Below are 14095 nucleotides of genomic sequence, written 5' to 3'. Positions count from 1 at the left end.
TAACTATAGATTCGGATTGCCATTCGGCAATCTGAAGGGGCTATCCCCTTGTAAGCAGAGGGGATTGTGCGGCAGAGACAAATAAGTGACGAATCGATAACAAATCGCTGATACCCGATATATACCCTCGACGGTGCACTTACAAGGAGTGACCGCTCAGGGATATGAAGACCAAATCATTGCTCTCATTTCGTTCCGTGATTGCGTTATGTCTCTTGTCGTTGGGTGTGGCCTCGTTTGGCCAGGCTCCAGGCACAGGCGCAATTCGTGGGGTTGTGCTTGATGCGGCCGGCATACCGCTTGGTAATGCACAGGTGACTGTCACTAACGAATCGACTCATGCTGCTCGCCAGGTGACAACGTCGGATGAGGGCTCTTTTGTGGTTGCTCTACTGCAACCCGGCAGCTATTCGGTTGAAGGTGTCGCTCCAGGATTTGCAAAAAAGGTAGTGAATCGCGTGCAGGTTTCTGTAACGGAAACGGTTTCGTTACACATTGCGCTTCCACTCGCAGGAGTAAACACGGCGATACAGGTGGAAGCCAATGCTTCTGTTGCGCAAACGGAGAGCTCCACTTTGGGAGGGAGCGTCAATCATGCAGCGGTCGAAGCCCTGCCGCTGGCCAACCGCAATTACACGCAGATATTGGGACTGTCTCCAGGGGTGGTCGTAGAGCTGCCCAATGCGGCCGAGCTTGGTCGCGGCACCCAGAATGTTGCTGCGAACGGAGCAAAGACGGTATCGAACAACGTCCTGTTCAATGGCATCGATGCGAATAACCTCGCGCAGAACTCGATGGCAAACGATGGCAATGAGATTGGGACAGCCATTCCTGCCCCTGACGCGATTGAAGAGTTCAAAGTGCAGACTGCAAACTACGATGCTGAGTATGGCCGCGGGGCCGGAGCCAACATCGACCTGGTCAGCAAGACGGGCACAAATAGATTCCATGGCAGCGCCTGGGAGTTTTTGCGCAACGATATTTTCAACGCCAACGAGTTTTTTCTGAAACAAGGAGGGCAAAAGCGGCCGACTCTCAAACAAAACCAATTTGGCGGTTCTATTGGCGGCCCAATTCGCAAGGACCGCACATTCTTCTTTGTCGCGTACCAGGGGCTGACATCGGTCAATAGTCTGGGAGGCAAACGCACGGCGCTGTTGCCGCAGTTGACCTCCGATCGATCGGCTGCAACGCTGGGACGGCAGTTCTGTCCTGCGAACCATCTGGATCCGGGCGGCTCTCCTGCAACGGGGTATCTGACCCATGCCGGAGGAACACAGGTTGAATGCGACGGATCAAATATCAATCCTGTTGCATTGGCGATCCTCAATCTGAAGTTGGCAAATGGTGAGTTTGCAATCCCCAGCCCGCAAACCTCTATCGCCGCCGGTGACGTCTCCCAACTGCCGGTTGGTCAATCGACGTTTGCGTTGCCAGCTACTTATAAAGAAAACCAGTTTTCCGTGAATCTGGACCACACGATGCACGCAAAGAATACTTTTGGTGCAAGGTTCTTCTACTCGCGTGCGCCGACACAACAGCCGTTTTCGCCAAATGCGGCAAACGTTCCAGGATGGGGGACCGACAGCCTGGACAGAAATACGATGTTTGTTCTGTCGGACACGCATACTTTCAGCAGCAATCTGGTCAACGTGGCGCGTGCCGGGTATATGCGTTTCGACGGTATCTCGACGGTTCAAAAGCCAATTTTGGCCAGCGGAGTGGGCATTGGAACTCCCACTGGGCCGGGAGGAAAAGACTCTCCTATCCCGGGCATCACAGTGGATGGCTTGTTCACGATTGGCGATGCCGGAACGCCCGGGCAGTGGCAGGTCACCAACGCGTTTATCTGGCAGGACATGGTGTCGTGGGTGCGGCGCCGGCATAACATGCGCTTTGGCGCAGAGTACAAATACAACCAGGTCCATCTCGATGCGCCGTTTTCCAAGGACGGCCTTCTCGACATCAGGACCTTTCCCGACTTCTTAGTCGGGCAAAGCGCATCTCAGAATGGAAGTCCAATCGGATCGAGCAATGTAACGCAATCGACCGGCGGGTCCGGCATCTCCAGAAAGGACACGCGGTATAAGGATTTCGCGGCATTCGTACAGGACGACTATAAGCTCGCCCCTCGAATCACCTTGAACCTTGGCTTGAGATACGAGATATTCGGTTCGCCGTTCGAGATTAACGGGCGCTTGCCTAACTTCGATCCTGGAATTGCGATTGGAGATGTGCCACCCGCGGGAAGCCTGAGCGGATTTATCGTGCCGTCGAATTTTCAAGGCAGCGTGCCTACGGGCGTAACGAAGCTGACGAACAGAAGCCTGTGGCCAACACGGCACGGCGATATTTCACCGCGCATTGGTTTTGCCTGGCAGGTTACATCGAAGCCGGTTGTCGTTCTACGTGGCGGATATGGTGTTTATTACGACCGTCACTCGAATGGCTATGTTGAATCGACACAGGGACAGGCGCCCTTCTCAACGCAACAGATACAGTCGGACTCGGCCAATGCCGGCGCGTCGTTGGCCAATCCTTTTGCGCCATTACTGCCATTGGCATCAAGTTATCCGATCTTCTTGCCGCGTGTTCCGTTTGGCTTCCCATTTCTTGAAGGCATCTCTCCTCATACAGTGGATGGTTACACACAGCAATACAACGTAAATGTGCAGTATGCCTTTGCAGCAGACTATCTATTCGAATTGGGATATGTAGGAACGCGTTCAACCCACAGGCCAGGATCGATTGAGTTCAACCAGGCATTGCTGGCCAGCCCGTCGCGTCCGATCAATGGCGAAACGACGAACTCGACCAACAACCTCATCGAACGGCTGCCGTATCAGGGAGTAAGCCCTGGGTCGCTGTTTACGAAATCGGAGTTCATTGCCAACTACAACTCGTTACAGGCGAGTTTATCCAAACGCCTGCGGCAGGGATTTCAGTTTAGAGGGAGCTACACATGGTCGAAGAGCCTGGATCAGACAAGCGGATCGGGCGGCAGCGGACTCTTTGAGCTATGGCTTCTTACCAACGATCAGAACAATCCACGGCAGGCTTATGGACTTACTGATTTCGATCGCACGCATCGTGGAGTTATTAGCTTTACATGGCAATCTCCAAAGCCAAGCGGGATGCCTGCTTTCCCGCGTGCGGTGCTTGGCAACTGGCTGTTCTCGGGAATAGGTGTCGTTCAATCCGGCAGCCCGATCACTGTAATGGATGGGAATGCGGGTTCGGTTTATGGAAACTTTGGAAATCGAGCGCAAAGAACAGGCGGCAGCCTTGCGACTGAGGGATCGCTGTTCCAGCGCGTAAACGGACTTTACCTTGATCCAGCTGCTTTCACACGAGCGCCTGAAGCCCCCAATGGGACGAGTCTGGCCGATCAGGATTTCGGCAATAGCGGTGTCGGAATCGTTCGCGGCCCAGCGCAGCGGAATATCGATGCCGCGGTTGAACGAGTATTTCCTGTAACCGAGAGCCAGAGCTTTCGTTTCAGGGCAGAGTTCTTCAACCTGACCAATACGCCGCAGTTTGCCAATCCATCGAATTTTCTTGGGTACGGCGATCCAACCGATCCCAATCCAGTTGCCAGCCCTTCGTTTGGCAAGATCACGGGAACGGTGACGAACCCACGAGTTGTCCAATTGGCAGTTCGATATTTGTTTTAGAGATTTGCGGAGTGGACAAATGCAGGCGAGTAGAGAAGAGCGAATTGAAAGATATCGCGGGCTGATACAACCTGCGCTCCCTTTGGAACAGACTTTATACCCCTATGGGTTTGCGGTGCATGTATCGACAAACGCGCAGTGCGTTCTGAATCTGCTAAATGACGCATGGGGGAGCTTTGAGCCGCGCTTTTCGAACGAGCCCATCAAGGTGAACGTCGAAGCGGTCGAGTACGGAACGAAGGAGCCTCCTTTGGAGCCTGTCTTCACGTTGCGAGACGGGCTGATGATCAACGTTGCCGACCCAGAGAATATGAGCGTTGGCGATTTGAGGCGCGGAGTAAGCCATATAACGCTCTCTCCCGGTGCCTTACAAAGTCCCTTATGGATGCAGTACTTTCTTGTTTGCAGCGCGCCTCTATGTCACATTGCAGGAAGTCTTGCTCTTCCGGTACATGCTGGATGCGTTGCAAGCAATGGAAGAGGTATCCTGCTTTGCGGTGAATCGGGAGATGGCAAGTCAACGCTCTCGTTTGCCTGTGCGCGCGCAGGCTGGACCTACGTTACAGATGACGCGACGTACTTTGTCCATGACAGCGGCGATCCCTGTCTGGCAGTTGGAAACTGTTATCAGATTCGTTTTCGCCCCTCCGCAGCGGAACTTTTTTCAGAAGTGGAGGGGAGGGAAGTCACTCCGCGAGCTGCGGGCAAGCCGTCGATCGAGATTCCAATCCGTTCACTGCCTGAGATCGACTTCGCGCCGGAAGCGCATATCGAACACATCGTCTTTCTCAATAGAAGAGATAGAAGGCCTGCAGGCTTATCGCTGTATGACAGAGATGCGGCACGCGACTTTATGCGTTGCTCAATGTTTGGCACTAAAGAAGGGATGCTAAAGCATGAAAAGACCATGGAGCGCGTACTCGCTGGGGTGCAGGTGTGGGAGATGCACTACTCGGGCCTGGATTGGGCGATCAAGCGGTTGGAGCGACTGCTTATGGAGGGCGAGTGACCTCAGTCATCCATGGCGAAGAGCTTTTTGCGGATGAAAACGTAGAACGGTCTTCTCGTCTTACAGCAGGCAGAGCGAATAAAAAGCTTAGCCATGAGTTCTGGCTGTTCTTCACGGCTGCGTTCTTCTTCGATCTTGGCTTTGCGGTGTACTTCTTTTTGTTCAATCTGTATCTGCTTGATTACGGTTTCAACGAGCGCACGATGGGTCTAGTGGGGAGTGCGCTGACCGTGGGCTCGATTGTAGGGACCATCCCCGCCGGAATCATGGCAAAAAGAGCTGGTCTGTGGCAGATGCTGGTGATTTGTTTTTGCGCCGCGCCGATTGCTGGAATTCTGCGCGTGCTATTCATGGCACAAACATCTCAATTGGCGCTGGCGGTCCTGGCCGGAATTGCAATGTGCCTGTGGGGTGTGTGCTTTTCGCCTGCGGTCGCTCGTCTGACGAATGAAGAGAACAGGGCGTTCGCATTTAGCCTGATCTTTTCAGTCAGCATTGGAAGCAGCGCAATTGGCGGGCTTGTATGTGGGTATCTGCCATCGTGGCTACATTCATGGGGAATGAGTGCGTCGCCGTTACATATCAAGCAGGCGATCCTGTTATCGGCGAGCGCATGCGCGGCACTGGGTATGGTGGCGTTGTATCGGTTGCGTATCCCGCTCACAGCAAAGGCGGCAACTTCTTCCGGAGAGAAGAGCAAGCACCGCTGGAACCCGTTTCTGGTACGCTTCCTTCCGGTGATGGCCCTATGGTCAGCTGTTGCCGCATCGTTTGTCCCTTTTGCGAACGTTTATTTTGTGCGCACTTTTCAGATGCCATTGGCAAAACTGGGCTGGATATTCTCCGCGGCACAGGTAGCGCAGTTGCTGGCTGGTATAGCTGCGCCTCAGCTCTACCAGCGAATAGGCCGTATCCATGGCATTGTTGTGACGCAAGCGGTTGCCGCATTGGCGTTTGGACTATTGGCCATATCTGCGTCGAGCGCAAGTGCTGTGTCGATCTACCTGCTGCTTTCCGCAAGTCAGTGGATGAGCAGCCCGGGGTTATATAGTCTGCTTATGGACAGCGTTCCCGACGATCTTAGAAGCTCAGCGTCGTCGCTTACTATGTTTTTCAATTCGGTCATGCAGGCCGCTACGATAATGCTGGTCGGTGCCAGCCTTGTTCACTTTGGATACCCCAATGTTTTGATGGCGCTTATGGTCGCCGCCTGCACCGGAGCGGCGATGTTCAAATGGTTCGTGACGCCGCTGTCTGCGACGTCGGTAAGCTGACAAACATTCCTAACGCCGAGCTTAATCCATCTGTCTTCGAGAGACGCCGCTGGCCGGTTCAGGCATGGTGAGCCACCACAAAAGCCCTTTGCCCAAAGTCCTGGTAATGACGAATAGATGTGTGAGAATGCGCCCAAGGACATATCGTATGTACCGAAGCCTGCGAACGGGCACCAGCGCCTCGCCTGGGATGGTTGAAGCGTCTCGTGCTTGCCTGCCTTTGAAGTAGATTGCATAGGAGTTTCTTTGCGGCATGCGTTGTGGGAATAGCGTGCGACGAAGCCATGTATATCGCTGTGTTACAGAAGAAACCAAAACGGCATTCAACAGCACCCAGTCCTTCGTTTCGTGAAACATTCCTTCAAGTGAAGAAAATGCATAGAAATCGAGCCAATGCCTGATGGAAGGAGAGAGCCGCGATATCTCCAGTTCCACATCGCGAGGAAGATCGCATTCGAACCAGCTTTTAGCACATGCGAAAGCAACAGCCTGATATGTCCGCAGCGATGCGGTATGTATTTGGGTCCGCTTTTTCCAGAACTCATCGTTGTCAGCATACTTATGCAGGAAATACGCAAGTTCAAATACATGGTGAACGACCCAGGTTCCAAAGATCAGATTGCGAAGTACATGAAGTGAAAAATAGGCCAGGTGGTCCACGGGATCGAGTGCATAAAAGTTGAAGTCATCGAGATGGCGTATCTGCCTACGGTCCCAAAAGGACGCGACTTCGGGGAATTGATTAAGAAAGAGACGAGAATTCCATAACGAGAAATGCAACTCGATCGACAAAGGCATCTCCGGATCGAAATGGTTTCCACGCCATTTCCAGTCGCCTTTGCGCACCATCATCGGCAGATGGTCGGTGTAACGATAGTCATTGGTGGTGTCCGCGACGTAGCCGATCGATTCAAGCGCAGATTGCGCCTGCTGGAGAGATTTGGGCGGACAGTAAAGGTCAATATCAGATTGGCCTCGAGAGGCAAGTGAAGGCGCGTAGTGAGGGACCTGCGTGAATCCCTTGATCACCAGGTGCGGGATGTTGAAGGCATCCAGCGCGTCTGCCACTTCACTATAGGTGCGTTTGATACGCTCTGCGCGTTGGGAATTGTCGGCAAGGTTCTGCTCAAGCCGTTCAGCCACCCAGAGTGGTAGAAACGATTTGTCAAGTCGTGATAGTAACAGCGTTAACTGAGAACGATTGCAAAGAGCAAGTAGATCGCGCCACTGTTTATCGCTGAGTAGACTTAGAGGCGCGTAGTCGGCACTTCGCATCTGAAGCGCCAAAAGAAGCGCCAGGAATTCAGGCGGAATATCAAGCTCGTGTTTGTTATTGATGATCTGAGGAATGGTCATAGTGTTCGACTCACCGCTATTGAGCCGTAGGCCTTGTCGTCACAGCGAAGTTATCTTTGTTCGTTGTTCTCATCTGAAAATTCCTCGCCTGAATATGCCTTCGGCTCTCCGAGGCTGCCTTCCGGCGGCAGATGCCGGAGATAGATCACGATGTTCCACATGTCTTCGTCGGACAACACCCCGTGCGATGCTGGCATGCCCGATGGCGCGATGCCGTTTTCAATAATCCATTTCAACTGGCCGTCGCTGTAGCTTTGCACTTCTGCCGAAGCAAGCGATGGTATTGGTGGCGATATGCCTCCGGCGAAGGGAACCCCCGTATTCTGTCCATCTCTTCCGTGGCAGACGACACAATAGAAACCAAATGCGTGTTTGCCATTGGAAATGTTCTCCTGCGTGTTGTTCATTGGATTCAGTTGATGGACGCCTCTTACGGTGACGTGTTTCTTGACCCAGCGAATGGCTGAAGCCTCGAACTTTCCTGGCGGCGTAGCTCGACAGCCCGCAAGGCTGGTAAGCAATAAAAGCCCGGAGGTGATCGAGATGCGCGAAACTCTCATGGACTGTCCTATTTCACATGGATCGTGAAGAACATCGAGCCATGGCCTTTTCCGCAAAATCGTCCACATTGGCCGCGAAAATCGCCGGAGGCCGTGGGCGTGAAGTGGATATCTGCCGGATGATCTTTCGACACCGTTTGATTGATGCCCAGGCCTTTGACGACGAGGCTGTGGGTCACATCGTCCGAAACGAGCTTTACGACGGCAGGTTCACCCTTATGTACGGTTATCTCTGTGGGTTGAAACGAAAACCTGTGCACATGGACCTCGATAGGACTGCTTGTGTCCTGGGCAATGCAATTGCCCGTAGCTATCAAAAGCACGATCGGTGCCAGTAACTGACTGCGTCGCGTATTCCGCATTACGGTATCTGCTCCTTGGGTGGAATTGGATTCGTCTCACTCGATTGCAGCCCGCGCTCTACGGCGCGAGATACCTCAGCAGCAATTGCTCGTCGCGCTGCGAAAGCCTGGCGCGCATGCGCATGTGCATCACCACAGTGCCGGTCGTGCGTTGGGAAAGTGAGGAGGGCGCCATGTGACAGCGTGAGCAATTCGCTTCGAAGATCCGTTCTGCTGGATCGGGTTGTGCGTTGTTCTGCGACGATGCGCTCGGAGCGTTAGTGCTCTGCTGCTGGCCTTTGCTGGGCTTGCTCGCGTTGAGAGAAGCAGGCAGTAGAAGCGCCAATGTTGCCAGACATATTGCCGATTTGCAGGTCATCGTTGTTTCTCCGGCCACAGCGGGAAAAGGAATCTATACGTAAAGCCGATGTTCCAGGCGTTTACATCCGTGCGCGCGCTGAAGCTGCGCCCATAACTTGAGACAAACCTGAGATTGTCGCGAACGTAGTAGTTCAGGCCGAAGTCGACCCGTTGCGTATTGATCGATGGCAACCCGTTTCCTCCGCCATTCAGAGCAAGAAAATGTTGCATGCGCGCTACGGTCTGAATGCGTTGAAACAGTTGCGGCACCGGAAGCTGGCGAAAGGAATATGCCGTTTCCAGCCAATAGCCATTTCCGTTATGGCTGTAGTCATACTCCGCTTTGAGGTCGATCGGATGAGATGCGGGCTGCCATGAGACATACGTCGCTACACTGTTGATTCGGCGGCTCTCGAGAAAGCGTTGATACGAGGTGCCGATCTCAAGACGCGCCTGCGGAAGGTAAACGCTCGCATCGCCACCGGCCACGCGCGCAGCCTGAAGCTGGTTGATCTTGCTGTGAGCGGAGAAATAGGCGGTGTATTGAAGCGAGTAGCGCGGGCCCTGCGCGGCAACTCCACGGAGCATTAAGCCGTCACCCGAGCCGCTGGTGCGAGTGCCGATCGTCGCTGTGATCGGTGCATCCTGGAGGTTCTTGATCCATATAGGCTGAAGGCGTTCGTTGTAGATACCGAATGGCAGAAGATAGCGCCCGGCAGCCACCATCATGTGGCTATTGGCGAACCAGTCGAGTTGAGCGAACTCTACGGTCTTGAATACCTTCCCTTTAAATGGGCCGCTCGTTTGATTCTGCCGCTGGAAAAACCCCGTAAAGTCCGTTCTGGATTCGAGAAGAACGTGTTGTCCAAAGGGAACCAGCAGCACGGGGTTGATCTGGGGAATTAATGAGGTGACACCGCCGCTTACATTGTGGATGTAACCGAATCCCCCGGAGATCAGAGGAACGCGCCCGGCATGGTTGTCCGGCTCCGCCGGTTGCTGCGCTACAAATTGGCGTGAGGCCGCCACAAGACACACTGCGGCCATCACAATGAGATACCGGCGCTTCAATGAAGTTACAGGCTTCACGCTTCCTCATTTCGTCGCTGCCTGAGCAGCTCTGAATGAGTCGAAGTATAGGAAGGCCGTTTGTGCACGCCGTCAAAGAGATGTCATCGCGTTGTCATTCTTCAAATGCCTGTTTACTGGGGCTTTGACATAGTCTTGGCAGGATTCTGAACCGGCAGGTTGGATGAAGGCAGATTGCTCCACGCGGCTATTTGCCTGAATCTGCCCTAAAATAGGTCGATTGCCTTATTCCGTCATGGAAATATCTGCTGGTATTGTGCGAACAGAGGAATTTGAACATGGCTATTGAAATGGTGTTGCCCGGAGATGTTCGTTTCGATCGTCTTAGCCACGGACAGAACGGCCGTTTCCCTGAGAATGACCACGACCGGGCAAGCAGGATTGCACTCTGCGAAAGCAGCGAGGATGTCGCTGAAGCGTTGGAGCGCTTCGTCCATTCGGGGCTGCGCCCCACGGTAAGGTCTGGCGGCCACTGCTACGAAGACTTCGTCGATAACAATCCGGGCGGGGCCATTATCGATATCAGCCTGTTGAACGGGACCACACCGCCGCTCCATGGGCCGAAGTACAGGTTAGGCGCGGGGACAACTCTCGGACAGGCCTATGCCGACCTCTACAAACGTGCGTTGGTGACAATCCCAGGAGGGACGTGCGGTCCAGTAGGTGCCGGTGGACATATCTCCGGTGGAGGGTATGGTCTGCTGTCGCGTCTGCATGGCGTCACGCCGGACTGGGTGTCGGCGGCCGATGTCGTTACCGTAGACAGGGCAGGGAAGGCCACGATTCGCCGGGCCGACAAGCATAACGATGCCGATCTGCTGCGGGCCTGCCGTGGGGCTGGCGGAGGGAACTTCGGCATTATTACGAACTTTTACTTCGACGACTTGCCCAAGGCCCCCTTCGAGGTACTGCGCGGAAGCGTCAGCTTCGACTGGAATGGGATGACGGAGGAGCGGTTTGCCCGCATCCTTTATCTCTACAGCAACTATTTTGAGACGCGTGGGAGAGACCCTGAGACGTGGGGCCTGTTTACAATCTTCAATCTGTCGCACCAGAGCTCAGGCCACCTGGGAATGTCCGTTTCGTTCACGAATCCCGACGGTACGGTGGACGATACACGCGTTGTGGACGAGTTTCTCCAGGTGTTCGACGATTGCAAGCCGGTGAAGCAACTCACCCCGCATCCTGCGATGGCGGAACATCACCCGGAGCCAGAGCAGAAAGGAACCGAGGTCTGCCTGGCGAAGCATACGCTGAACAAGATACGGTATAGCGACTCGAATGGCCGGAGCGGCGGCGGCGGTGGTGCCTTCGGTCCGGTGAGAAACAACCGCCACAAATACAAGTCAACCTTTATGAAGCGGAGCTTCACGCGTGAAGAGGCTGCTTGTTTCTACAAGCACCTTACGCGGACGGTTCCGGGAGTGGACCTCTCTCGCAACACGGTATTGGTCGATTCGTTCGGCGGGGCCGTCAATCGCAAACAGATGAATGAGGAGACGTCTGCCGCTCAGAGGGAATCCATCATGAAGCTCCAGTTCATCACGACATGGGGTGATCCCAAAGAGGACGCAGGCCAGGCCCAGTGGCTCAGGGACCTCTACACCGACCTGTATCGTACATCGGATGCGGGAGCGAAGTACGGCGGCACGCCTTTCTGGGGAGACCGGTACGAGGGTTGCTACATCAACTATCCGGATGCCGACATGGTGCAATACAGCTTTTGGCCCCAGCTTTATTACGGGACTGGGGACCTGTATCCATTTCTGCAAAACGTGAAACGGAAGTACGACCCGAACAACATCTTTCACCATGCGATGTCCGTGCGTACCTAGTCCAGCAGACAGCAGAGTGCTCCAATAGCATTGGCGTGAGCGGCCAAGGTTCGCCAGGTGGGCGATATCCGCCAATTCGCGACATAATATCTCTACATTGGCGTACGCAATTATCTAGAATTGTGGGCGCATCGTTCACGCGATGGTCAATGCAGAAATTTGGTGCGAGGGAGCAGGCTTGGCGTTCTATCTGGCTTTAGATGTTGGCGGTACGAAGACCGAATACTTATTGGCGGATGAGTCGACCGAGTTGGCGCGTGTTCGCGGAGGCACGATCAAGCGGATGCGCACGGATGCGGATTCCGCGCAGTCCAATCTGGACAAAGCGCTGAAGGAGCTGGAAGAACAAAGCGGCATCTCGCTGCGTCAGGTGAAGCAAAGCTGCGTTGGGGCCGCGGGAATAACGGTTCCGCTGGTCACCGATTGGATTCGCCAGGCCTTTGCGGAGAGGGTGGGCGGATCGCTCGTTCTTGTGGGTGATGTCGAGATAGCTCTTGACGCGGCATTCTTTGGCGGCCCCGGGGTCCTGGTCATGGCCGGGACGGGTTCCAATGTGGCGGGGCGCAGCGCCGCTGGAGAGCTAACGACCGCCGGAGGATATGGGCCGGCGTTATCGGATCAGGGATCCGGCGCAAGAATTGGGCAACAGGCGCTTCGGGACACCTTTCTGGCGATCGACGAGGAGAAAGAGACGACCCTCCTGCCTGCGATCCTGAAGCTATGGGACCTCGCAGATGCGATGGACATCGTGGGCTATGCCAATAGGATTCCGTCCCCCGATGTGACGAAGCTGGCCCCGCTCGTGGTCGAGTGCGCGCGGGCAGGAGATGCGGTAGCCCGCGGTGTGCTGCGTCGCGAGGCCGAGGAACTCGCTCACCTTGCACGGCTCGTCATCGACAGATTGAAGCGCACGGACCCGAGGTCAGAGTGGATCCCGGATCTGGCATTTACCGGGAGCATCATCGAGCACGTTGTGGAGGTCCGCGACGGAATCGTGGAGGTCCTGCGCAAGGAGCTACCGGAGCTGAAGGTGCTGCCAGGCGTAGTCGATCCACTCCAGGGAGCGCTGTGGCGTGCGCGTCAGCCCTAACAGCTAGGGCTTGAGCAGATCGGGTTTTGTCGCGGCAAGATCTCCCAAGAGCTCGCCAAAGAGAGTATTGGCCCACGCAAACCACGCGCGCGTGTATCTTCGCGGATCGTCCTTGAAGTAGCTCTCGTGCATGAAGCCAAAGCCCTGCGCGGAGCCTTTGAGCATCTGCACGGAGCGGCGTATCTCATCGTTGCTTGTGCTCGTAAGCGCATAGACCGTCTGCGACATCGGCCAGATCATGTCTTTGCCGACATGCGGGCCGCCGATGCCTTCACCCGCAGTGCCGCGGAAGAACCACGGATTGCGCTCGCTCCAGCAGAAGGCGCGTGTGCGCGCATAGAGGGCGGGATCGGGCGAACTCGCAATATAGGGAAGCGCCAGCAGGCTTGGAACGTTGGTGTCATCCATCAGGAGCTGGCTGCCGTAGCCATCGATCTCATACGCCCAGATGGTGCCTTCAGGTGTTGTCGCAATGGCGTATTGGTGCAGCGCACGCTCAACCTCCTTCGCAAGTGAGTCCGCCGCATTCGCCAGCGTTTCGTCATGTGCGATCGTATGTGCCATCTCCGCAAGCTGCTTCAGGGAAGTGACGGCAAAAAGATTCGATGGAACGAGGAAGGGGAAGATGCAGGCATCGTCCGATGGCCTGAAGCCTGAAGCGATCAGTCCAACCGGCTTAACGGGATTGCCAAAACCGGCCGCCGGAAGGGTCTCCGTCGATGTGTCGGAGATGCGCTGGAAGCGATAAGGTCCGTCGCCATGCTTCCGCTGCTGCGTCTGAAAGGTGCTAACGATTAGCTGCATCGCCTGCAGCCAGCGTTGATCGAAGGGGCTGGTATCGCCTGTCTGCTTCCAGTAGCCATGGGACAGGCGAATGGGATAGCACAGTGAATCGACCTCCCATTTGCGCTCGCCAACACCGCGCTTCAGTTCTGTCTTATCTTTGAGGCTCCAGGGCAGAGGGGTGGCGTTGAGGTCTGCCATAAACGCGTTGGCATACGGATCGATCAGGATGCACCGTGCCTGCCTGCGAATCACACCTTCCAACAGATCGCGGAGCCTGCGGTCGTTCTTTGCCAGCGGCAGGTACGGCCATACCTGTGCGGAGGAGTCGCGCAGCCACATTGCTGCAATGTCGCCTGTGAGGACGGCAGTGTCCGGCTTACCTTCAAATGTTCCAGGCTCAACCGTGGTATCGAGCGTGTTCGGGAAGCAGTTGACGAACAGCGTAGCAAGCGCAAGATCGGCGATCCGCGCTTTGCGCTGAACGATAAACTGTTCGACTGCGTCGCTGCGAAACCTGCGCTCTTCGGGCTTCGGCCGCCCCTGCGACATGTCCCAGGGGGCCTTTACCGGAGGCACTTCAACAGAGGACTGCATGCCGAGCGTAGCCGTACTGTTCAAGGCTGTAACAGCCGCGGCAACCGAACCAGCGGACCGAAGAAACTCTCGACGAGTGCTTGTTGAAGGTGAATAGCTCATGCTGTGCCATTCTGCCATAGTTGCC

11 protein-coding genes are annotated in these 14095 nt (G+C 55.2%); 5 read left to right on the top strand and 6 right to left on the bottom strand.

Going from position 1 to position 14095, the window contains the following annotated elements; genetic code table 11:
* Positions 1–164 precede the first annotated feature (164 nt).
* The 3 genes from JSS95_07460 to JSS95_07450 are packed head-to-tail and all read left to right on the top strand — an operon-like array spanning position 165 to position 5957.
* Entirely contained in the window at positions 165–3674 is a 3510-nt protein-coding gene (locus JSS95_07460) for a TonB-dependent receptor (GenBank protein MBS1799650.1), read from the top strand.
* Positions 3643–4683, top strand: coding sequence for an aldolase (locus JSS95_07455; protein MBS1799649.1), 1041 nt, complete (start codon positions 3643–3645; stop codon positions 4681–4683). The genes JSS95_07460 and JSS95_07455 overlap by 32 nt, the downstream gene beginning before the upstream one ends.
* Positions 4680–5957 carry an MFS transporter gene (locus JSS95_07450; protein ID MBS1799648.1) on the top strand — a complete coding sequence of 426 codons (1278 nt, stop codon included), beginning with the start codon at positions 4680–4682 and terminating at the stop codon, positions 5955–5957. The genes JSS95_07455 and JSS95_07450 overlap by 4 nt, the downstream gene beginning before the upstream one ends.
* Positions 5958–5978: 21 nt before the next feature.
* Here JSS95_07450 and JSS95_07445 read toward each other — a convergent pair whose 3' ends face one another.
* From JSS95_07445 to JSS95_07425, 5 genes are read right to left on the bottom strand one after another with little or no spacing between them, the layout of a single operon-like run.
* Entirely contained in the window at positions 5979–7313 is a 1335-nt protein-coding gene (locus JSS95_07445) for a nucleotidyltransferase family protein (protein MBS1799647.1), read from the bottom strand.
* A 50-nt stretch (positions 7314–7363) separates the two neighbouring features.
* Positions 7364–7873 carry a cytochrome c gene (locus JSS95_07440; GenBank protein ID MBS1799646.1) on the bottom strand — a complete coding sequence of 170 codons (510 nt, stop codon included), beginning with the start codon at positions 7871–7873 and terminating at the stop codon, positions 7364–7366.
* 8 nt (positions 7874–7881) lie between these two features.
* Positions 7882–8235, bottom strand: coding sequence for a cupredoxin domain-containing protein (locus JSS95_07435; protein MBS1799645.1), 354 nt, complete (start codon positions 8233–8235; stop codon positions 7882–7884).
* A gap of 58 nt (positions 8236–8293) precedes the next feature.
* Entirely contained in the window at positions 8294–8593 is a 300-nt protein-coding gene (locus JSS95_07430) for a cytochrome c (protein MBS1799644.1), read from the bottom strand.
* The gene (locus tag JSS95_07425; GenBank protein MBS1799643.1) at positions 8590–9663 is read right to left on the bottom strand and encodes a hypothetical protein; all 1074 of its coding nucleotides are present in this window, start codon (positions 9661–9663) and stop codon (positions 8590–8592) included. The genes JSS95_07430 and JSS95_07425 overlap by 4 nt, the downstream gene beginning before the upstream one ends.
* A 278-nt stretch (positions 9664–9941) precedes the next feature.
* Here JSS95_07425 and JSS95_07420 point away from each other — a divergent pair, with 278 nt between their 5' ends.
* Both JSS95_07420 and JSS95_07415 read left to right on the top strand, forming a co-directional pair.
* Complete coding sequence (locus JSS95_07420) at positions 9942–11498, top strand: FAD-binding oxidoreductase (protein MBS1799642.1); 1557 nt, start codon at positions 9942–9944, stop codon at positions 11496–11498.
* 178 nt (positions 11499–11676) lie between these two features.
* The gene (locus tag JSS95_07415) at positions 11677–12588 is read left to right on the top strand and encodes an ATPase (protein MBS1799641.1); all 912 of its coding nucleotides are present in this window, start codon (positions 11677–11679) and stop codon (positions 12586–12588) included.
* A 3-nt stretch (positions 12589–12591) separates the two neighbouring features.
* On the opposite strand, the gene JSS95_07410 is transcribed toward JSS95_07415, so the two are convergent.
* A complete protein-coding gene (locus tag JSS95_07410; protein MBS1799640.1) occupies positions 12592–14070 on the bottom strand; it encodes a glycoside hydrolase family 125 protein in 1479 nt (492 codons plus the stop codon).
* Positions 14071–14095: the final 25 nt, after the last annotated feature.

It is taken from the genome of Acidobacteriota bacterium (assembly GCA_018268895.1).
Taxonomy (GTDB): Bacteria; Acidobacteriota; Terriglobia; order Terriglobales; family Acidobacteriaceae; genus Edaphobacter.
Note: the sequence above shows the minus strand (reverse complement) of the source record. Positions and strands in the feature narration are given on the sequence as shown.